This is a genomic window from Leptospira noumeaensis (assembly GCF_004770765.1).
Classification (GTDB): Bacteria; Spirochaetota; Leptospiria; order Leptospirales; family Leptospiraceae; genus Leptospira_A; species Leptospira_A noumeaensis.
This window is the reverse complement of sequence record NZ_RQFK01000033.1, coordinates 58,107-77,927: the sequence shown is the minus strand read 5'-3', so window position 1 is coordinate 77,927 and position 19,821 is coordinate 58,107. Positions and strand designations below refer to the sequence as shown.

The following is a 19,821-nucleotide window of genomic DNA, read 5'->3' as shown; positions in this document are numbered from 1 at the left end:
GTATTTGGATTAGTCACTGGGTTACAACCGGTTCAAGGCATTGATATAGGCTTTGGCACAGGCTTCAATGATGTCTGTGGAATCACCTTTCCCAACCACTCGGCGTTCCCCGTCTTCTAAAGTAACGGATGCCTCAGCCATCGCATCCGTTCCCTCTGTAACAGGAGAAATCACAAGCCTGGAAAGGAGAGGAGAAAGTCCTGTGACTTGGCCAATGGCTTTAAAGATACTGTCCACTGGACCGTCGCCATGCGCTTCGCCTTCTTTGACCTCTCCCTTGATTTGGAGAGAAATTTTGGAACTTGGAGTTTGGTTGGATCCTGTATTTTGTTCAAATGAAATAAGTCGATATTTTTCGTCCACTTGCGATCTACTGATCTCTGCTTGGAAAAGGGCTGCGATGTCCTCATCAAAGACTTCCTTTTTTTTATCAGCAATCTCAAGGAATCTGTTATAGGCATTGTCGATTTCTTCTGGTTTGGGATCAAAACCCATACGAATGACACGGTCTTTAAAACCGGCCCGACCGGAATGGCGTCCAAGAACCATACGGTTGGATTTCAGTCCCACGGATTCAGGAGTCATGATTTCATAGGTTTGTCTATTTTTGATCACACCATCTTGGTGGATTCCAGATTCATGAGCAAAGGCATTGGCACCCACAATGGCTTTGTTAGGTTGGACTACCATTCCTGTGATGGTTTTTACCAAATGGGAACCACGAGTGATGAGTGTGGAATCAATTTTTGTTTCCACACCGAAAGCATCCTTTCTAGTTTTGAGAGCCATCACCACTTCTTCCATAGCAGTGTTCCCCGCTCTTTCGCCGATCCCGTTGATTGTACATTCAATCTGACGACCACCAGCAAGAACAGTGGCGAGTGAGTTGGCAACAGCAAGTCCTAGATCGTTGTGGCAATGTGCAGAAAATATGACTTTGTCAGCACCTTTCACTTCCTTTTTTAAGAAGCGAAAGAGATCCATATATTCTTGTGGTGTGGTATATCCCACTGTGTCCGGGATATTGATGGTGGTAGCACCTTCTTCGATGACAGCTTCGACTAACTCGCGTAAGAATTCCCATTCGGAGCGAGTGGCATCTTCTGGTGAAAATTCTACATCGGTAACAAAGTCCCTTGCCATCTTTACGGCAAGTCTAGCCATCTCTAAAACTTCTGCCGGAGACTTGCCTAACTTGTGTTTCATGTGGATGGGAGAAGAGGCAATAAAAGTATGAATGCGTTTTTGTTTGGCAGGTTTTAAAGCATCGCGGGCCGCCTCTAAATCAGGACGAAGGGCACGGGCCAGTCCACAAATGACCGGGCCTTCAATTTCACGAGCGATTCGTTCGACTGCTTTGAATTGTACAGGTGAGGAAACTGGGAATCCAGCTTCAATGATATCTACCTTCATCCGGGCTAGGTGTTGGGCAATTTCCACCTTCTCATCTTCGCTCATAGCGGCCCCAGGGCACTGTTCCCCGTCCCTTAAGGTAGTATCAAATATGCGTACGTAATCTTCCATCTACTTCCAGATCATAGGTTCCCCTGACTCTGTCAAGTGCGTATGGAATGCCCCTGTGATCCAGTGGTAGGGTTTCCCATCTTTGTCTACAGGAATTGGAGTCAAGCTGCCTTCTGACCAAAACCGGATGGGTTTTTCTAAGTCATAAGGAACTTCTGTCTGGAGGATTCTAGAAAAATAGGTCTTGGTTTTCTCTCTAGGAAATGGCAACGACCAAAGAATCCCCGTAAGTAAAAAAAGGAGGGTTGTGAGAACTTTGGGATTTACGATTTTTGTGCGAGTGCCTAGAGTCCAGGTGGTTCCGAGAAGTCCGAAAAACAAAAGAGGAAACAAATACCGGATGGGGTAAGGATGGAGGTAAGTGAACCTTCCTACAAGGAGTAAAAGTCCAACAAGGACTGGAAAAAACACAATGACCAAATGGCGATTCAGTTTGGGAAACTTAGGGAATAAAAGAAGGACTAGTCCCATTAAAACAAGAATGGATTTTCCTTGGTAAAAAATATGTTTCGAAAAATCCCAAAGGTAAGTCCCCGAAAGTTGTAAGATATCCGAGACCTTTAGTCCAGTGAGATAGGCAAACAAAATCTGAAAACTGCTGGGAATGGATACGATGGTTTTTAGCCCGTGTATTAGAAGTTCAGAAAGCAGAAGAAAAAAGAAAGTGAGGATCCAAAACTTTCGATTCCGAAAGTACGAAATTCTTTCTGTGAATGGTAAGTCTCCATCCCAAATCCGAACCACAAAGAAAGATATCACCCCGACGAGAAAAGAAAATCGATCTGAAATATAAAGGAAAAGAAAACTAGTGAAAAAAAAGAAAACCAATGGGAGTGGTAAAAAGGAATTTGGATAACGATTTTTTTTATCTTTATCAATTAACAAGGAGTAAAGACAAAGAGTGAGTAGGAGTGAAAAAAAGAATCCAGTGCTATGATGAGCCCCTGTTAAAAAATATACCAAGGGGAGCGGTTTGTCTTCTGCAAAATATCCAAGGAGAGAGAAAAAAATAAAAAGGATTTCTAAGAGATAAAGAAATTGAAATGACCTTGTTTGGTCTGTATACTTTGATAGAAAAATAAAAATTCCAAAGAAAACCAAAATCATTTGTAAGGTTCCATAAACGCTCGGTAAATACAAAAAAGGAACCACTGGAAAAAGAATTAAGTAGATCAAAAGATCAGGAAAAAAATAGGGAGAGGGGGGAAGATACCAATGTCTAATCCCAAGACCTGAGACTAAATCCTTTAGAAACAAAGGAAGATACAATTGGTCTGCCGAATGAAGTAGTTCAAAATAGATAGTTTCGCATAACAAAAAATTGGCGAAACTGGAGATGAAAAAAAATATAAAATAGGAAAGAATCGATGGCGGACGGGGAAACATTGGATTTACAATTTTACTCTATCAACTTAGACGGAGGGGAAAATACTAGCCTTCCCGCTCAGTTTTACCAATCGTTTTTTGGGGGTAGACTCCTTAAAGAAAGTTTTGGTCACTCGGAATTACAACTGGATTCAGGAGAAACCATTGTATTCTCTAAAAACACCGAACATTGTCCTGTGCGCCCAGGAACCATCACCATTCGCTGTGATCACAAGGTAAAAAACCATCCGCAATTTTCCAATTTGAAGTTAGTCGAGCAAGTCCCCGGCAAAAATTATTCCTTATACGAGGATCCTTGGGGGAATTGGGTTTGGATTTATTTTACAGATTCTAAATAAGAGGCCAATTGGTCAGGAAAGTCTGTGATGAGTCCGGCCACTCCTGCTGCTAGTAACTCTTTCCATTCTTCTTCCGTATTGGTAGTGTAAGGAATCACTAGAAGGGATTTTTCTTTTAATCCTTCCACAAATTCTTTGGAACAGGCAGAAAGATGTGGCAGGATCAAATCCGGTTCATAGTCCATATAATTCTTGTTTAGTGAATCTCCCTTTTCAATGAGAAGACCTCGTAAAACTTCTGGTTCTTCCTGTCTGATGAGATCCACAAGATCCCAATCAAAACTACTCACCCAAATTCGATTGGTTAGTTTGTATTTCCGAATCAGTTTCACAAGTTCCAGAGCGAGAGCCTTTCTCTCTTCAGGGTCCCCTTCACTCTTCATCTCAATGTCAAAGACTGTGGTTTCAGGAAGGGTTTGGATCACTTGGGAAAGAGTGGGAATTTGTTCGCCTTCAAAGGCTTCCTCAAAAAAACTCCCCGCATCGAGTTCCGCTAAATCTCTATATTTATAATCTGAAACTTTTCCTTCACCGTCTGTCGTGCGATCTACTGTAAAGTCATGGATGATAACAAGTTCACCCGAAGCACAAAGCATCGTATCCAATTCAAAAAAACTTGTGAATTCTGCTCCCACTAAAAAAGAAACAAGGGTGTTTTCGGGAGCAAGGCCACGTGCACCACGGTGACCAATATTTGCCGGTTTATTTCCTAAAATGGATTTGAGTCTTTCGATTCTTGGTTGGAACATTTTGTATTACCCTGGTTGGATGGTGGATTCCAAACCTTCCTCTTCCATTGCAGCTTGAAACATTTGTTTTTTTAAACTTTCTCCTAAATAACGATCAATGTAGATATGGATGGCATAGAGAAGAGGTGTGATGAGAATGGCCACTCCCAATTTATAAAGAAAGTTGGTGTTGGCAATTGATACAAGTTTAGAAACAGGATGGTATTTTCCAAGAGCGATAAAAATCACCACATAAGAATCGATGAGTTGGGAGATGACAGTAGAACCTGTGGCTCGTAGCCAAATATGTTTTCCTCCCGTTTTTTTACGTAGGAAGTGAAAGGTATTTAGGTCAATCATTTGACCAATTACATAGGCAATGATAGAACCAAGGATCACAAGACCCGAATTGGCAAAAACACGTTCGAAGGAGGCATCATCGATGGGCGACTCAGGGCTTGCGGGAATTTGGATATCGATCACAATGAGGAGATAGGCAAAACCAATCATCACCATCCCCAGAAAGGTTGTGGCCCGAACCACTTTGCGACCATAATATTCATTCAAAAGATCCGTGATGATAAAGGTAACTGGAAAAGGGATAACCCCCATTGTCATTGTGAATCCGAAGGCAAAAAATAATTTACTACCTGTGAGTTCCGCAAGCAGAAGAAAGGTGAGAAAAAAACTGAGTAGAACCGTATAAAGAATCACCGGTTTTTGTTTGAGAAGGTGCATTGTATCTTTTTCCTTTCTTTTTAATTTCGACTAGGAGAGAATCCCTCCTAAAAAATTATGGGATGAGAAATAGGTAGTGAGTTCTTTTAATAATCTCTACTCTTTTTTTATCATACGATCGATAATCATACTAGAAGTAATTTATGTCCGAAAAAGAAAACCCATCCATACCCAAACGTCCGCTGTCGAATGCAGCTAAATACACACTACTATTTGCCTCCTGGGTATTTCTTTCCGCAATCTCCTTTTATTTAGGAATGAACTTAATCCAAAATGATGGAACTGCTCTTGTTTTAAAAGACACTGCGAAAGCGGGAAATGCCAATCCTAGCGTTGTGGAAGCATCCACTCCTTCTCTCGGAACTCCATCTGAGATGGAAACCAAGGAAAACGGAGAAACCCAAACGAACACAGAAAATCTAGAGGAATCTGTGGAACTACCAGGTTTTGTTCCTGATGATAACGTGAGTTTTCGTTCTTCCGCTTGGTCTACCGATTGGACAGCCATGAAAAAAACGGTTCATCTCTATAACGAAATCCATCCGTTTATTTATACGATGAAAGGTGGGCTTTCTAATAATGGAGAACTCATTTCAAGTTGGTCGAGTACTTCTAGAAAGGAACGAGTCCAAGAACTTCGTGTTTTGAACCCCAAAGTAAAAATCATACCTACCATCTTTCGTTGGGAAAATCCAAAAGAAAAAATCCAAGAGAACATCGGGATGGGGGGACGAAACGACATTCGTGACCACCACATCCAAGTCATTGTAAACGAAATTATGACTTATGGTTATGATGGGATTGATATCGATTACGAAGGAATGTCCTGCGACAAAAAAGAAAAGTTTGAAGAGTTCTTTGTTCTCCTCGCACGTGAAGTTCATAAAAAAGGAAAACTCATTTCTGTGGCGGTTCATCCCAAAACTCCAGCAGAGAAAAGCAAAAAGAAAGAACTCCAATGCCGTGGTTTATCGAAACCAATCGCCCTTGATTTTCGTGAAAATTGGAGAGGGCCAACCACTCATGACTATGCCTTCCTTGCCAAACATGCTGACCGCGTGAAGATTATGGCCTACGAACTCCATCCAAGAAAGTACCATAACCCAGGACCTGGTCCCCAAGCTCCCAATGTTTGGTTGAAAGACATCATCACTTACGCGAAAAAAAGAGTTCCAACTCACAAACTTTATATGGCGATCCCAACTTACGGATATGACTGGGCTCTCAATTGTAAGGCATCAGCTAAGGCCATTTACCATTCCGATGCACAAAGGATCAAAGCTGGGACTCATAAAAATCGCCAACCAACTGACATCAATCGCATCTTAAACGAAGAAAACAAAGTGGCGAATTGGAAAAACTTATCTAAGTTTGCTGACATCCATAAAAACCGTGCGTATGAAGATCCATCTCTTTGGTACACCAGTGGTGGTTGTGATCGTGTTGCTTTTTATATGAACCGCAAAGCCTTCGAAGAGAAAATGACACTTCTACGCAAATACGATTTAGGTGGATTTTCTTTTTGGCAACTTGTGACAGACAATGATCCTGAAATCAATATTTATTTGAGTAAACTTGTCCAAGGCCAACTTCCTCCTGTAGAAAAAGCAAAAGAGGAAGAAGAACCAAAAGAAGATACGGCAGTTCCTGCCAATGATACAAAAGAATCATTGAAAGTATCCGAATCGAAATCCAAATCCAAAACAAAAAAGTTTTAAAATGAAGACCTTAATCTCTTCGGATGTACGTTTGCTTGCGAACCTCATCCAAGAGGGAAAGGTGGTGATTTTTCCAACAGAAACCGTTTATGGGATTGGAGCCTCTACAAAAAACGAAGCGGCCTGTTTACGTGTTTATGAAATCAAAGGCAGACCCAAAGACAATCCCCTCATTGCCCATTTTCATTCGATTGAATCCATTGAAGAGGTTTGTACATTAAGTGAAATTGGTAAAAAATTATTAGAGAAATTTTCACCAGGACCTCTTACTCTCATCCTTCCTAAAAAAGACAAATCGTTATTCCCCAAAGACTTGGAAACACTCGCTGTACGAATTCCTAAAAATCCAGAGATTCGGGAATGGATTAGGCTTACCGGTGGGCCAGTTTCTGCGCCTTCTGCCAATTTATCTGGTAGACCTTCGCTGACTAAACTAGCGGATGTTGTGCGATATTTTGATGGGAAGGTAGAAGGGATCCTAATCGCAGAAGAACCAAGTTATGGAATTGAATCCACTGTGGTAAGCCTTGTAGGTGAACATCCCAGTTTACTTCGGCCAGGATCCATTGAATCCGAAGAGTTAAAAACTCTCCTTCCCGACCTTGTGGTTCCGAATCCTTTCGAATCTTCACCCACACTATCTATGTCTTCTGTCCCATTAAGTCCAGGAACCAAATACAAACATTACGCACCGTCAGCCCAAGTGATTTTAGCTTCGACGGAGGAATTCATTTATAGTTTAGAAACTGGCTTTGATTCCAAAGACACTGCTTGGATTGGTTTTTCCTTCTCGCAAAAAGCTCTGAATGGAAAGTTAGCACAAAATACGGAGAAAACTTCCACTAAAGAAGAAGAAGGTTTCTCGGAATTCGATCATTTCTCTATTGTTTCGACAAACGAAGAGTATGCGTCCAAACTTTATGCCTTTTTTGAATCATGTGACCTTTCGAAAATCCAAACCATCATCTGCGAAGCACCAAAACTCGGCCAGGGATGGGAAGGTTTACGAAATCGTTTGGAAAAGGCAGCCCTTAAAAAATAACGATTCGTTTACTTTCGGTTTTTCCAAACAAGGCGCACAGGGCTTAGGAGAGACACTTCGTTTAAGGATTCCAATAATTTCAGTTCTGTGAGTAGTCCTCCAAGGAGAGGAATTTTATTTTTTAAATTATAAGTTGGGAGTTCTTCGGTTAAGATGATGGGTTTTCCACCTAACCTTTTTTTGACTTCAAGAACGGCATCCAAAAGTCCACCAAGGGAATCTACAATTTTGTTTTCCACAGTGGGTAAATACACCCGGCCCATTCCAATCTTTGGAACATCTTCTAAAGGAATCTTTCGGCCTTCGGATACGCGGCGGTAAAACAAACCTTCAATTTTTTTGATCTGGGATTCCAAATACTGAACACTTTGTTTGGAGAGAGGTTGGAATTCGGAGTGGATGTCTCGGAAAGGGTAAAATCCAACGGCTTCTTTATTTAATTGGAATTTTTTATATAACTTTTGTAAGTTGGCACGAATACTCACTGCGCCAATGGAACCTGTGATACAAACAGGGGAAGCAGTGATATGGTCTGCTGCCGAACCGATGTAATATCCACCGCTTGCTACCGTATCTTTGAAGTAGGCAGTGACTATTTTGGTTTTTTTGAGCTCCATAATTTCCTGATGGATTTGTTCAGAGTAGAAGGCAGATCCACCGGGTGAGGAAATTTCCAAAATGACAGCTTTTATTTTTTTATCTTCGGCCAGGGCTTTTAAATTGGGAATGAGGGAAAAGGCTTCGATTTTACCGTTCTCTCTATTTTTATGCAAATAGTCTCCGCCGGTAATTCCTCCTTCTAAGGGAAGGATGACCACTTCGACTTTCCGTTTGGGAAAAATGCGGAATTCTTTGATGGAATGGTGTAGGCTTGGATAGTTTCCAGAAAACAACTTTCTATCTTCAGAGAAAAATTCATTTTCTGATTTGATCCCTGTAATGACACCAGCTGACAATAGTTCGTCTGCCGAAAGCATTGGTTTGTAAAATAAAGATTCTAAAGTTTTTTGTCCATTGGTAAGGGCAGAAATTAAAACTTTTCTTAAATCTAAAATAAGCGTTTCTAAATTCTTTTTTGCCTCTTTGGAAAATTCCCCTCTTGTAAAACTCTCTGCAAATGATTTGTAGGGGCCAGAGGCAAAGGCTTGGACTTCGATTCCCCAGGTTTTTAAAAATTTACCAAAAAACATTGGTTCGGCGCTCGGAAGTAAAACCATAAATTCTGATTCGGGAGCCAAATACTTTTCTGTGGCTGCTGTGAGGAGTAGCAAAGATCCAACTCCACCTTCCTTGGCAAAGATCCGCACTTTTTTTCCTGACTCTTTAATGGCGAGGATTTGGTTTCTTACTTCATAAAATTCCGAAAGAGTCCATTCGAGTGGGGGTAAAGAAATATCTAGAGTTTTGATTTTCCCATTTTTTTGGATGAGTTTTAAGAGGATGAGAAGTTCCAATCTAGTGACTGTTTCTTCTTTCCCTTGTAATTTTTTGACAAAATAGGATTTATAAGAATCTTCAAAAACTGCAGGAAATTCAATTTCATACACTTCTCGGCGTGATTGGAAGGCGAGGCTTAGACGTAGGTAAATCTGGTACAGAAGCCGGAAGGGTAGAAAAATTACCAAAAAAAGAATTCGAAACACGTGAGATCCTCTTCCGTCATTTCTTAAAATTCTTTCCAGAATGAAAGAGGAAAACAAGCTATCCGATGTGGATTCCTTTATTCGTATTCGTGGCGCTCGTGAACATAACCTTAAAAACGTAAACCTTGATATCCCCAGGGACAAACTTGTGGTCATCACTGGTCTTTCTGGTTCGGGAAAATCTTCCCTAGCTTTTGATACCATTTATGCAGAGGGGCAAAGACGGTATGTAGAATCCCTTTCCAGTTATGCCCGCCAATTCCTCGGGCAAATGGAAAAACCAGAGGTGGACCAAATTGAGGGCCTAAGCCCTGCCATCTCCATCGAACAAAAAACAACCCATAGAAACCCTCGTTCGACGGTCGGAACGGTGACCGAAATTTATGATTATTTACGACTGTTATATGCTCGTGTTGGAAAACCACATTGCCCCAAATGCGGAACCCCGATCTCTAGCCTTTCTGTAGACCAAATTACTGACAGGATCAATTTATTTCCCGAAGGAACCAAACTCCAGATTATGGCTCCTGTCATCCAAGGGAAAAAAGGGGAACACAAAGAAGTTCTCGAACGATTTAAAAAAGAAGGATTCAACCGGGTTCGTGTCAATGGGGAAGTGTATTCTTTGGAAGATGAAATTCCTTTAAAGAAAAACTTCAAAGCCGATATCGACATTGTTGTAGATCGGATTGTGATGAAACCAGGAATCCAATCTCGGTTGTCAGATTCTGTGGAAACTGCTTTAAAAACTGCCGAAGGGATTGTGGTTGTGGAAGACGGCGAAAAGGATCATCTTTTTTCTCAAAAATTATCCTGCCCCAAATGTGATGATGTCAGTATTCCGGAGCTCACTCCTAGACTTTTTTCTTTTAACTCGCCGTTTGGTGCTTGTTCTAATTGTGATGGTCTTGGTGCACTACTTGAATTTGATGAATCCCTTCTTGTGACTGACCGGGAAGCATCTCTTGCAGAAGGTTGTATCGAGGCTTGGGGTGGTTCCAAATCCAACTCTTATTGGTATATGGCCACCATACAAGCGTTATCCAAAAAACTAAAATTCAACTTAAATACAGCATGGAAGGATTTGCCGGATAAAGTAAGGAATACCATTTTACATGGAGATTCTTCCATTCATATTGATTATGATTTTCGCGGTGCCAATTCCCATTATGAATTTTCTCGTAATTATGAAGGGGTGATTCCTAACCTCAAACGCCGCTACAAAGAAACCAAATCGGATTCCATGCGCCAATGGTTTGAATCCTTTATGACCAATCATGATTGTGACGAATGTCATGGCAAACGACTTCGTCCAGAAGCACTGGCCGTGAAAGTCCAAGGTGTTGGAATCGATGCTTATACAGGATTTTCCATTGAAAAGGCATTGGCCTTTACTAAGTCTTCTGAGTACAAAGGTGCGGAAGATACCATCTCCAAACCCATCTTAAAGGAGATTTTACAAAGACTTCATTTTTTGAACGATGTGGGTGTCGGGTATTTGAATTTAAGCCGGGCCGCTGGAACTCTTTCCGGTGGAGAAATGCAAAGGATTCGGCTTGCTACCCAAATTGGTTCTCGCCTAATGGGTGTTTTGTACATTTTAGATGAACCTTCCATTGGTCTTCACCAAAGAGACAATACCAAACTCGTACAAACCTTAAAAGGCCTTCGTAACTTAGGAAATACCGTCCTTGTAGTGGAACATGACAAAGAAACCATGGAAGAGGCAGATTTCATTGTAGATATGGGGCCTGGGGCCGGAGTCCACGGGGGAGAGATTGTTTCTTTTGGAACTCCAGAACAAATCAAAAAGGACAAACATTCTGTTACAGGAAAGTTCCTTTCTGGGGAAAAACGGATTTCTATGCCGGAAACTCGCCGGGTCGGAAATGGCAAGTTTTTAAAGATCACGGGAGCCACACATAACAACCTAAAGAATGTGGAAGTGTCCATTCCTCTAGGAACACTAACGGTGGTTACGGGAGTGTCTGGTTCTGGGAAATCCACTCTTATTAATGAAATTCTTTATAAGGAACTCGCAAGTTCTGTGATGGGAATGAAACTGGTTCCGGGAAAACACAAAAAAATCCTAGGAAAAGACCAAATTGATAAAGTCATTAACATTGACCAGTCGGCAATTGGAAGGACTCCTCGTTCCAATCCAGCCACTTACACCGGTTTGTTTACCTTTGTCAGAGATTTATTTAGCGGACTGGAAGAAGCAAAGGTTCGGGGTTATGGCCCGGGACGGTTTAGTTTTAACGTAGCCGGAGGACGCTGTGAAAAATGTGAAGGGGACGGAATCCTAAAGATTGAAATGCATTTCCTTCCAGATATTTATGTGGAATGCGAAGTTTGTAAGGGAAAAAGATACAACCGTGAAACCTTAGAGGTCAAATACAAAGGAAAACATATTTCTGATATTTTGGACATGACTGTAGAGGAAGCTGTAGTTTTCTTCGAAAATATTCCGAACCTCAAACGAAAACTAGACACATTGATGGATGTTGGTCTTGGATATATCAAACTGGGACAAGCGGCCACAACCTTTTCCGGGGGAGAAGCGCAAAGGATCAAACTATCCACAGAACTTTCCAAAAGGCCAACGGGCAAAACTCTTTATATTTTGGATGAACCGACCACTGGTCTTCATTTTGAAGACATAGAAAAACTTCTCTCCGTTTTACAAGTGCTTGTGGACAAGGGGAATTCTATGGTCATTATCGAACACAACTTAGATGTCATCAAAGCCGCTGATTACATCATCGACATTGGACCGGAAGGTGGGGACGGAGGTGGCGAAGTCATTGCAAAGGGAACACCGGAAGAAGTTGTCACCGTAAAACGTTCGTTTACTGGTCAATACTTGAAAAAAGTATTGGAAGAAGAAAAGGCGCTAAATGTTAAATTTTCCAAAAAAAAATCTAAGTAAGTTTTCGTGAGTGGAACAAATGAGAATTTAATTTTAAAGTATGGGGAGCCTGGTTCGATATATCCTAGGAATTTTACTCAAAGTGCAGCCGTTGGGTTCTATCGGAGTTGGAAACCCATCCTCATTCAGGAAGGTTACTACGATTTCCTTCTTGGTTTTGAATCTTATTTAGAATTTCAAAAGAAACTTTCTGTTCTCGCAGAAGAGCCAGTCGGTGTTTCTTTGGCTCTGTCTTGTATGGTGGAAGTGAACGTGGCCGGTGGGATTTTATCCCATGCAACACGAATCCAACGGGAAGAACAAAGCGAAAACCTAAACCCAAACGCAGTTGGGGTTTTAGATTCCCTTTGGCAGGCTTTTCGCGCTGGAGGTTCTACAAAAATTTTTGCCGTCGGAGTGAGTGAACCTGGTTGGGAAACAAAACTCCGTAAGCTGAGTTCCACTGTAAAAGATGAGAAACTATCCGGAACCAAATCCTTTATCACCAATGGAGCGGAAGCGGATATCATCTTTTGGGTGATTAAATCAGAGGAAAAAAATCCTGTTTATTTGGTCCGGAGGTATCAAAACCAAACGAATCCAAACTTAAACAGCGACGCATCCGACATTTCCAACCAAATGATAGAGGAATCTTTCCATACTGATTTTACTCCCTTAGTGACTCATCTCAAACTGACGTTATGCGAATATCCGATTTCCCCAGAGGATCTAGTCTTAGAGAACTATGGAAAATTGGGAATGGAACTTAGGCTAAAAGAACTCCTTTCGCTTGTTTCCTTACTGATTGGAAAAATCAAAAAAGTTTCATTGGAAAATAAATTGGTAAATGATGAGAGGGAGAAACTTAAACTTTGGCGAGATAACTTTCTTGGCAACTGCCAAGGAAATCCCGATGCCGATTTTTTACTCTCTGGTTTTCCCTTTCCGACGGAAGACCTTCTTCTTGCGCTATGTAAACATTGGAATTTAGATTCTCCAAAAGACTTAAAGTCAATGGATCCAGATTACCAACTTTTTGTTTGGGAAGACCAGTTCACACAAATGTTGATCCAAAAGAAAAAACGAAAACTCTCTTAGTGGTGGTGGTCGTGCGCATGACCGTGGCTATGCCCATGGTGACCAAATTCACGTTCCGTTTCTCTAACAGAGATATCTTCCAATTGGCTTTTTAAGGACGAGGAAAGGATTTCTACAGAAACAAAAGGAACTCCAAATTCGGACTTAAGGACTTTATGGATTTCTAATACAATTTTGTCCCGATCTGCATCTTTTCCCACTAAAATTAAAAGTTCCACAGAAAACACACCCGAAGTGAGTTTACGAACGGTGATCCCAGGAACAGAATCAATTCCTTTTAAACTCCGAATGTGTTCTAAAAGATGTTCTTTATCAAATTCACTTGTGTCTGCTTCGATAAGGATTTCGATCGATTCTTTGACAATACCATAAGAGGTTTTTAAAATAAAAATCCCTAGGATCACACTGAGGAAACTGTCCACTTCACGAAATCCGGTAAACCGGATGATAAGAGCTCCCACAACAACCGCAAGGGTTCCTAATAAATCGCTAAGAACATGTAAATAAGCCGATTTTAAGTTGAGACTTGTTTTACTCACACCAACGAGTAAAGCTGCTGATACCAAATTGATTCCAAATCCGATGAGTGCATAGGCCAACATGGAGTTTGGTTCCACATGTGCTGTTCCCGAAAATCGTAAGTAACTTTCATACAAAATGAAAATAGCAATTCCAATCAGGAGTAAACCATTCAAAAAAGCAGCAAGCACCTCGAAACGGTGGAACCCAAACGGATGTTTGGCGGTTGGTTTTTTAGAAGCAATGAGAAGGGCAAATAAGGAAATGATATGAGCAAATACGTCTGTAAAGATATGGCCTGCATCGGCAAACAGGGCCAAACTTCCGCTCTCTCTAGAACCGATCCATTCGATAAAAAATATACCAATCGATAAAAGTCCCGAAAGGCTTAAGAAAAATACCAATCGGGATCGTTTGGGTCTTGTTGGCTTAGTCATTATTTGTGTTCAGTGACCCTGTGGCTCTTGGTACCACAACAATATCTACCCGACGATTGAGAGCTTTATTTTCTTTAGTTGAATTAGGAACAATGGGTTGATACTCACCATATCCAGCACTTGAAAAGTTCTTTGGGTTTAGGTTTCTATTTTGTAACATATATTCCAAAACAGATAAGGCTCGTTCGCTGGAGAGATGCCAATTGTTTCTGAATTTTGTTTTGATCGGAACATTGTCAGTATGTCCTTCCACAATGATATAGTTTTCAGGATAAGAAGCGAGAATATCTCGGATCTTTTCAATTGCGGGAAGGATGGCTGGTTTTAATTCAGAAGAACCACTATCGAATGAAATTTTATCATCAATATTGATGATGAGTTTGTTGTGAAACCGTTTGAGTCGAATTTGGCCCGAGGTAATTTCTTTTGCCAGTTTTTCTTCGAACTCTTTTGTTTGTTCCGCAAGCCTTTCTAATTCTCTTTTTTGCTCTTTTGTGAGTTTGCGAAGGTTTGCCAGTTCTTCTTCTAAATTACGAATCCTTTCTTTTAGTTCATCAATTTTAGATTCATAAGATTCACGAAGTTTTTGTTCCTTTTGCAAGCATTCACGTTCTTTATCTTCGAGTTTTTTCTTATAAGCATCTAAATCCGCTCGGTCTTTTTCTTCTCGTTTTCGGTTTTCGTCCGCGAGTAATCGTTCCTTATCTGTTCCTTTTTTTTCCAAACTCCGCAGGCGCATATCATAATCGCGCATTTTGTCTGAGTATTCGTTTTGTTCTTTGGCACGGTTTCGTTTTTCAAGTTCCAGATCTTCTGTAAGATTTCGATTTTGAGTTTGTAGGTCTTTTTTTTCTTCTTCCAAACGATTCAATTCGTTTTGGTGTTGTTTGCGAATGTCCGCAAGCTCCAATTCCAAAGCGTATTTTTCTTTGTAGATTTGGTTGTATTCATATGGGAAATAAACCCAGTCCGCCGAGAGAGAGGAGAACGAAAGAAATCCAAATAGAAAAAGGAAACTAAGAGATAGGAACTTATTTCGCATCGTCAAAACTATCCTCTAAATTGACTTTGGGTAAACTTGGCGCTTCCGCTTTTACCCTTTCAAAATCAGAAACACGACGACGGGCGTCCGATTTTTTCTCTGCATATTGGGTTTCATAGATTTCTTTTTTTACATATTCAGGATCTGCGGGAGTTTTTCCTTGGGACTCTTGGAACTTCACCGCAATTTCAGAGCGCACTAATTCCAGTTCGGCGATGAGTTCTCCGAGGGCTGCTTCTTTCATTTCCAAATAGGCTTTGTCTTCTTTTTCCTTTTGTACCCAAGTTTTGTATCTGGTTTCTTCTTTGGCTCTTTCTAATTCATGGGATTGGCTTTCTTCCAAATACCGTTTGGAGGCTGATGAGTCCTCTTTCAAAACGAAATATGTTTCTTTGGTACGAGCCAGTTCCTTTTGTGCACTATGTTTTGTGACTTTCGCTTGAGAGATTTTGATGGCCTGACCCGTTAGGGCATTGGCCTTTCTTTGCATGGAAACTTCGTTATTTAATTTGATGATTTTATCTGTGAGTACCCTTGTGGCATTTTTTTGTTCCGCATTCATCACTTCATCGCGGACATAGGCATCAGGAACCTTGCTGATTTTAGGTTCGAAAAGCACACATTGGGAAAAAACTAGGAGAAGAAAAAGATTCGTTTTCAAAATTCGAACTCGTGCCGACATAGGATATAGCCTATGCTCCACGTGACATAACCGTCAATTGTAAATTTCAGGAAATCCGCTGAATTATGGAAGAAGAAAGAAAGAAAGAGTCCGAATTCCGTATCAAAATCGACAGAGAAAGCGATTCCTATGATGAGTTCCTCGCTGAGATCAAAAACCTAGTTTCCTTAGAAGATTCTAAAAGACTAAAGGAAATGTTGGATGGGGCTCACCCCGCAGACATTGTTACATTATTTCGCGATTTAGAAAGAGAAGAAGAACTCTATCTTTTTCGTATCCTTCCTAAAGAAGACCAAGCCTATGCTCTCGTCAAAATGGAAGAAGAGACCTTAGAGTCTTTTTTAGAAGAACTTTCTGTTGATGAAATTTCAAATACACTCAATCATATTGAAACAGATGAAACTACTTATCTGCTCTCCTATTTACCAAGCGCCAAACGTGAGTTAGTTTTAGCTAATTTAAGTAAAACTGATAGTTTTGAAATTCGATCCCAACTTGGATTTCGGGAATCATCTGCAGGACGACTGATGTCCAAAGATTTTGCTACTGTGTCTATCACAGATAATGTCCGTAAAGGAATCATCAATGTACGAAAAAAAGCCAAAGAAATCGAAGATATTTACCAAGTCTATGTGACCGATGATGCGGGAGTTTTGGAAGGATTTATCCCTTTAAAAGATTTATTTCTCACTCCTATTAATACCAAGGTAGCAAAGATTACTAATTTCTCTGTGTTCGCCTTTCATTATGATGTGGACCAGGAAGAGGTTGCCAATACCTTTAAAAAATACGATTTATTCAGTGCAGCTGTCACAGATGATTTGGGCCGGATCATCGGTCGGATTACGGTGGATGATGTTTTAGAAATCGTAGAAGAAGAAGCATCGGAAGATATCCTCCTCATGGCGGGGGTTTCGGAAGACGAAAGGTTGTCCACACCCATTTTACAATCAGTCAAACGCCGTATTATATGGCTCAATGTCAATTTACTGACTGCCTTTGTGAGTTCCACAGTAGTTGCTTTTTTTGAAGATACCATTTCACAAATTGTTGTTCTCGCGACACTGATGCCCATTGTGGCAGGCCTTGGAGGAAATGCGGGAACTCAATCTGTAACAGTTGTGATTCGGAATATTGCTACGGGAGATCTATCTTTTTCCAATTGGTGGGAGGCCGTAAGAAAGGAAGTTACCATTGGTGTATTGAATGGCCTCGTACTTGGGACAGTCACAGGTTGTATGATTTTTTTTGTGAAGGGGAACCCTGTCCTTGGTCTTGTGGTTGGAACAGCTATGTTTGTGAATATGATTGTAGCTTCACTCACTGGTTCCCTTGTTCCCATTGTACTCAAAGCCATGCGAGTTGACCCTGCCATTGCTTCTTCAATATTTGTTACAGCAACTACAGATGTTTGTGGATTTTTCTTTTTCCTCGGACTAGCCACAGTGTTTGCGAAATATTTAATTTAGGGATTCTCCTTTTTATTTTAAATTCTTGCCAGGGCGGTAAACTGCCAAAAACTGATGTCGAAATGAAATTTTTGCATTTGTTTGTATCGGTTGTATCAGTTTCCGTTTTTCTTTTTTGTCAGTCCACACCCCAAACCAATACAAATCTTAACTCCGAATCCAATTCGGAAACACTTCCCTCAAAAGATTTACTCGCAGCACCGGGTGGCGAAGGTGAAATCATCTTAAATGAAAAAGGGGAAGAGGTGCAAAACAACACAGGAGAGATTCCCTTTTTCCAAAAAAAGAGCGATCTACCTACCGAACTATTTCGTGTTTATATAGCTTCTGATTCTTATATGGTGCGGCAAATCCGTCATACGGATAAAATCCGCAGAAAACCAGACCCAGGTGGAGATGAACTTTCCAAAGAAGAAATGAAGAAGTTCGATCTTCTTAGTTTTGTGGATGATGGAATGATTACCATTGGACTGAATACCATCACTGGTAAATTGGAATCCATTGCCTTTGATCGCAGGGTTCCAAGAATCAATGATGTGGCTAAGATCATTCAAAATGATGCTTCCCGATTTAACTATGAACATTCTTCCAAAGATGGAACACCCATCATCACAAAGTTTTTGATTAGTTACCAAATTCGACTTTATCCCGGCAAAACCAGAGACGAAATCAAACAGATGTTACAGAAGAAAAAGTAAATCGAAAATCCTCGGTTTACTTTTCCCTCTAAAAATCTACTTTTCGATTACCACTTAAAGTTTCCCTGTTTTTCATATTGGAAAGGAATGGTTTCTGCTATTGTTGGAACTTTTAGTCCCGAATTACCCTTTAAATCAAACTGTGCCGATTTGGATTGGATGGTTTTGTATAAAGAGGAACTAATGGAAGTTATGGGAAACTTTGTTGCCACTTTAACGGTAGAGGTTTTTCCGGAATTGATGATTTCTTTTGGGGTTCCGTTTAAAAACTTTTCCCCTCCTAAGTTTAAATCATAATTAAGGTTTGTTAGGTTTAAGTTGGACGCGGCTTGGTTTGCAAAAACAAAGTCAAACTCTGTATTCAAATCTAGGTTGAGGCCGGAGAGTCCCGCTTTTGCCGCAGATGTTGCCGTTTGTTTGGTGCCTCCAAGAAGTCCTTTTAAGAAACCGGTAGCTGTGTCAGCCAAGGCACCTGTATTTGAGGCACTGAGAATGTCAGCTTCCGTAGGCATTAAAATTTTGAAATTTTGAATCTCCACATTGGGGAGGACTGCCGGTATTTCTCTTTTTTTCATAAAAGGAAAACTGAGCGAATCTTTTCCCAAAAGTTGCCATTGTTTTGGAATCGGAATTTTCATATTTCCCTCTGCACTCACCTCTAACAATGGTTTGTCTGGAAATTTTTTGTAAAGATTGAGTAGATCCGTATATTTTAGTTTTACTTCCAAAGGAAGTTTTTTTGTTTTTTTTCCTTCAATGGCGCCGAGATCAGTTTTGATTTGAATGAGTTTTAATCCTTCGATTTTAATGTCCATATCCAGTAAGGAACTGGGGAGAGTGACCGGGTATGGATTTTCTACAGAGGTAACCACATTTAAAGTGATGTCTGTAAAGGTAATACTTTTGATTGAGAGAGAATCAAAATCAAAATTTGGAGTGGGGATTTTGTCTTGGATCACACCAAGGACAGAACATTGGAAAGTAAAAATAGAAAGGAGGAGAGGAAAAACCAATTTCATCCCAGAAATTTCTCCTGGAGTGAATCCTTTGTCAAGTGAATTGGAGATCCAACACTACAGGTGCATGATCAGAAAGGACAGGTTCCTTTTTGATAGAAACAGATTCTAGTTTGTATTTAGTCGATTTTGTAATGAAAAAGTAATCGATCCTCCAGCCCTTATTGTTCTTCCGAGCTTGGAACCTGTAGGTCCACCACGAGTAATCATCTCTTGTTTCTGGTTGCAAAACACGGTAACAATCTAAAAATCCAGAATCTAAAAACTTGGAAACCCAAGCTCTTTCTTCCGGGAGGAATCCAGAACTCTTTTGGTTTCCTTTGGGGTTGTGGATATCGAGATCCGTATGTGCAATGTTCACATCTCCACAAACGATGAGAGGTTTTTTCTTCTTAGTATAGGGTTTTGCTAGTTCCATGAAGGAATCTAAGAACTTGTATTTTACTTTTTGTCTTTCTTCTCCACTGGTGCCGGAAGGGAAATAGAGATTCCAAAGAAAAAAATCAGGGTATTCGATAAGAATGGACCTTCCTTCGCTGGCATAAATTCCATCTCCAAAACCCACAGAGACAGATTTTGGTTTCAGTTTGGTAAGAACTGCCGTGCCGCTGTATCCCGGTTTTTCAGCGATGCAGGTATGAACAGCATATCCTAAATTTCGAAACTCTTCTCGATCAATTTCTGATACGGGGGCCTTCGTTTCTTGGAAACAAATAATGTCAGGATTTTCGTGACGTATAAATTCGAGTAAACCTTTGCTCAAACTGGAGCGAATTCCGTTGCAATTTAACGTAATGATTTTCATCTAGAATTGAGATCGATTGAATGACGT

General features: G+C 40.6%; 17 protein-coding genes. 7 read left to right on the top strand and 10 right to left on the bottom strand.

Translation table 11 applies throughout. From position 1 onward, the window contains the following. Positions 1 to 21: 21 nt before the first annotated feature. Together EHQ24_RS17095 and EHQ24_RS17090 are read right to left on the bottom strand one after the other, a co-directional pair. The gene (locus EHQ24_RS17095; protein WP_135602846.1) at positions 22 to 1,524 is read right to left on the bottom strand and encodes a 2-isopropylmalate synthase; all 1,503 of its coding nucleotides are present in this window, start codon (positions 1,522 to 1,524) and stop codon (positions 22 to 24) included. Further along, positions 1,525 to 2,910, bottom strand: coding sequence for a hypothetical protein (locus EHQ24_RS17090; protein ID WP_135602845.1), 1,386 nt, complete (start codon positions 2,908 to 2,910; stop codon positions 1,525 to 1,527). Between EHQ24_RS17090 and EHQ24_RS17085 the strand changes: the two genes are divergently transcribed. Then, a complete protein-coding gene (locus EHQ24_RS17085; RefSeq protein ID WP_135602844.1) occupies positions 2,892 to 3,248 on the top strand; it encodes a VOC family protein in 357 nt (118 codons plus the stop codon). The two genes, EHQ24_RS17090 and EHQ24_RS17085, sit on opposite strands and share 19 nt — an antisense overlap. Here EHQ24_RS17085 and EHQ24_RS17080 read toward each other — a convergent pair. Next, on the bottom strand, positions 3,227 to 3,997 hold the full coding sequence (locus EHQ24_RS17080; RefSeq protein ID WP_135602843.1) for a glycerophosphodiester phosphodiesterase: 771 nt from the start codon (positions 3,995 to 3,997) through the stop codon (positions 3,227 to 3,229). The genes EHQ24_RS17085 and EHQ24_RS17080 overlap by 22 nt on opposite strands. Positions 3,998 to 4,003: 6 nt before the next feature. Then, positions 4,004 to 4,714, bottom strand: a complete 711-nt coding sequence (locus EHQ24_RS17075; RefSeq protein WP_135602842.1) for a queuosine precursor transporter — start codon at positions 4,712 to 4,714, stop codon at positions 4,004 to 4,006. 143 nt (positions 4,715 to 4,857) lie between these two features. On the opposite strand from EHQ24_RS17075, the gene EHQ24_RS17070 reads away from it, so the two are divergent. Together EHQ24_RS17070 and EHQ24_RS17065 are read left to right on the top strand one after the other, a co-directional pair. Further along, on the top strand, positions 4,858 to 6,432 hold the full coding sequence (locus tag EHQ24_RS17070) for a glycosyl hydrolase family 18 protein (RefSeq protein WP_135602841.1): 1,575 nt from the start codon (positions 4,858 to 4,860) through the stop codon (positions 6,430 to 6,432). A gap of 1 nt (position 6,433) precedes the next feature. Continuing rightward, positions 6,434 to 7,474 carry an L-threonylcarbamoyladenylate synthase gene (locus EHQ24_RS17065; RefSeq protein WP_135602840.1) on the top strand — a complete coding sequence of 347 codons (1,041 nt, stop codon included), beginning with the start codon at positions 6,434 to 6,436 and terminating at the stop codon, positions 7,472 to 7,474. A gap of 8 nt (positions 7,475 to 7,482) precedes the next feature. Here EHQ24_RS17065 and EHQ24_RS17060 read toward each other — a convergent pair whose 3' ends face one another. Further along, a complete protein-coding gene (locus EHQ24_RS17060) occupies positions 7,483 to 9,117 on the bottom strand; it encodes a S49 family peptidase (RefSeq protein WP_135602839.1) in 1,635 nt (544 codons plus the stop codon). Positions 9,118 to 9,157: 40 nt separating this feature from the next. Between EHQ24_RS17060 and uvrA the strand changes: the two genes are divergently transcribed. Then, the gene (uvrA, locus tag EHQ24_RS17055) at positions 9,158 to 12,049 is read left to right on the top strand and encodes an excinuclease ABC subunit UvrA (protein WP_135602838.1); all 2,892 of its coding nucleotides are present in this window, start codon (positions 9,158 to 9,160) and stop codon (positions 12,047 to 12,049) included. Positions 12,050 to 12,055: 6 nt separating this feature from the next. Next, complete coding sequence (locus EHQ24_RS17050) at positions 12,056 to 13,126, top strand: acyl-CoA dehydrogenase family protein (RefSeq protein WP_135602837.1); 1,071 nt, start codon at positions 12,056 to 12,058, stop codon at positions 13,124 to 13,126. Here the strand turns inward: EHQ24_RS17050 and EHQ24_RS17045 are convergent. From EHQ24_RS17045 to EHQ24_RS17035, 3 genes are read right to left on the bottom strand one after another with little or no spacing between them, the layout of a single operon-like run. Beyond that, on the bottom strand, positions 13,123 to 14,082 hold the full coding sequence (locus tag EHQ24_RS17045; RefSeq protein WP_135602836.1) for a cation diffusion facilitator family transporter: 960 nt from the start codon (positions 14,080 to 14,082) through the stop codon (positions 13,123 to 13,125). The two genes, EHQ24_RS17050 and EHQ24_RS17045, sit on opposite strands and share 4 nt — an antisense overlap. After that, positions 14,075 to 15,124, bottom strand: a complete 1,050-nt coding sequence (locus EHQ24_RS17040; protein ID WP_135602835.1) for an OmpA/MotB family protein — start codon at positions 15,122 to 15,124, stop codon at positions 14,075 to 14,077. The genes EHQ24_RS17045 and EHQ24_RS17040 overlap by 8 nt, the downstream gene beginning before the upstream one ends. Further along, entirely contained in the window at positions 15,114 to 15,806 is a 693-nt protein-coding gene (locus EHQ24_RS17035; protein WP_135602834.1) for a hypothetical protein, read from the bottom strand. The genes EHQ24_RS17040 and EHQ24_RS17035 overlap by 11 nt, the downstream gene beginning before the upstream one ends. A gap of 65 nt (positions 15,807 to 15,871) precedes the next feature. On the opposite strand from EHQ24_RS17035, the gene mgtE reads away from it, so the two are divergent. Continuing rightward, positions 15,872 to 17,275 (top strand): magnesium transporter, encoded by a 1,404-nt coding sequence (gene mgtE / locus EHQ24_RS17030; protein WP_135602833.1) that lies wholly within the window; start codon positions 15,872 to 15,874, stop codon positions 17,273 to 17,275. 62 nt (positions 17,276 to 17,337) lie between these two features. Beyond that, positions 17,338 to 17,973 carry a hypothetical protein gene (locus EHQ24_RS17025; RefSeq protein ID WP_135602832.1) on the top strand — a complete coding sequence of 212 codons (636 nt, stop codon included), beginning with the start codon at positions 17,338 to 17,340 and terminating at the stop codon, positions 17,971 to 17,973. A gap of 47 nt (positions 17,974 to 18,020) precedes the next feature. Here the strand turns inward: EHQ24_RS17025 and EHQ24_RS17020 are convergent, their stop codons facing one another. Beyond that, complete coding sequence (locus EHQ24_RS17020; RefSeq protein ID WP_135602831.1) at positions 18,021 to 18,992, bottom strand: LEA/WHy family protein; 972 nt, start codon at positions 18,990 to 18,992, stop codon at positions 18,021 to 18,023. Positions 18,993 to 19,023: 31 nt separating this feature from the next. Then, positions 19,024 to 19,794, bottom strand: coding sequence for an exodeoxyribonuclease III (locus EHQ24_RS17015; RefSeq protein WP_135602830.1), 771 nt, complete (start codon positions 19,792 to 19,794; stop codon positions 19,024 to 19,026). Positions 19,795 to 19,821: the final 27 nt, after the last annotated feature.

Excerpts from the sequence above, each read along its gene's own strand:
- mgtE (WP_135602833.1), top strand. The coding sequence starts at position 15,872 with ATGGAAGAAGAAAGAAAGAAAGAGTCCGAATTCCGTATCAAAATCGAC.
- EHQ24_RS17080 (WP_135602843.1), bottom strand. The coding sequence starts at position 3,997 with ATGTTCCAACCAAGAATCGAAAGACTCAAATCCATTTTAGGAAATAAA.
- EHQ24_RS17040 (WP_135602835.1), bottom strand. The coding sequence starts at position 15,124 with ATGCGAAATAAGTTCCTATCTCTTAGTTTCCTTTTTCTATTTGGATTT.
- EHQ24_RS17085 (WP_135602844.1), top strand. The coding sequence starts at position 2,892 with ATGGCGGACGGGGAAACATTGGATTTACAATTTTACTCTATCAACTTA.
- EHQ24_RS17020 (WP_135602831.1), bottom strand. The coding sequence starts at position 18,992 with ATGAAATTGGTTTTTCCTCTCCTCCTTTCTATTTTTACTTTCCAATGT.
- EHQ24_RS17070 (WP_135602841.1), top strand. The coding sequence starts at position 4,858 with ATGTCCGAAAAAGAAAACCCATCCATACCCAAACGTCCGCTGTCGAAT.
- EHQ24_RS17065 (WP_135602840.1), top strand. The coding sequence starts at position 6,434 with ATGAAGACCTTAATCTCTTCGGATGTACGTTTGCTTGCGAACCTCATC.
- EHQ24_RS17090 (WP_135602845.1), bottom strand. The coding sequence starts at position 2,910 with ATGTTTCCCCGTCCGCCATCGATTCTTTCCTATTTTATATTTTTTTTC.
- EHQ24_RS17095 (WP_135602846.1), bottom strand. The coding sequence starts at position 1,524 with ATGGAAGATTACGTACGCATATTTGATACTACCTTAAGGGACGGGGAA.
- EHQ24_RS17035 (WP_135602834.1), bottom strand. The coding sequence starts at position 15,806 with ATGTCGGCACGAGTTCGAATTTTGAAAACGAATCTTTTTCTTCTCCTA.
- EHQ24_RS17045 (WP_135602836.1), bottom strand. The coding sequence starts at position 14,082 with ATGACTAAGCCAACAAGACCCAAACGATCCCGATTGGTATTTTTCTTA.
- EHQ24_RS17015 (WP_135602830.1), bottom strand. The coding sequence starts at position 19,794 with ATGAAAATCATTACGTTAAATTGCAACGGAATTCGCTCCAGTTTGAGC.
- EHQ24_RS17075 (WP_135602842.1), bottom strand. The coding sequence starts at position 4,714 with ATGCACCTTCTCAAACAAAAACCGGTGATTCTTTATACGGTTCTACTC.
- EHQ24_RS17025 (WP_135602832.1), top strand. The coding sequence starts at position 17,338 with ATGAAATTTTTGCATTTGTTTGTATCGGTTGTATCAGTTTCCGTTTTT.
- uvrA (WP_135602838.1), top strand. The coding sequence starts at position 9,158 with ATGAAAGAGGAAAACAAGCTATCCGATGTGGATTCCTTTATTCGTATT.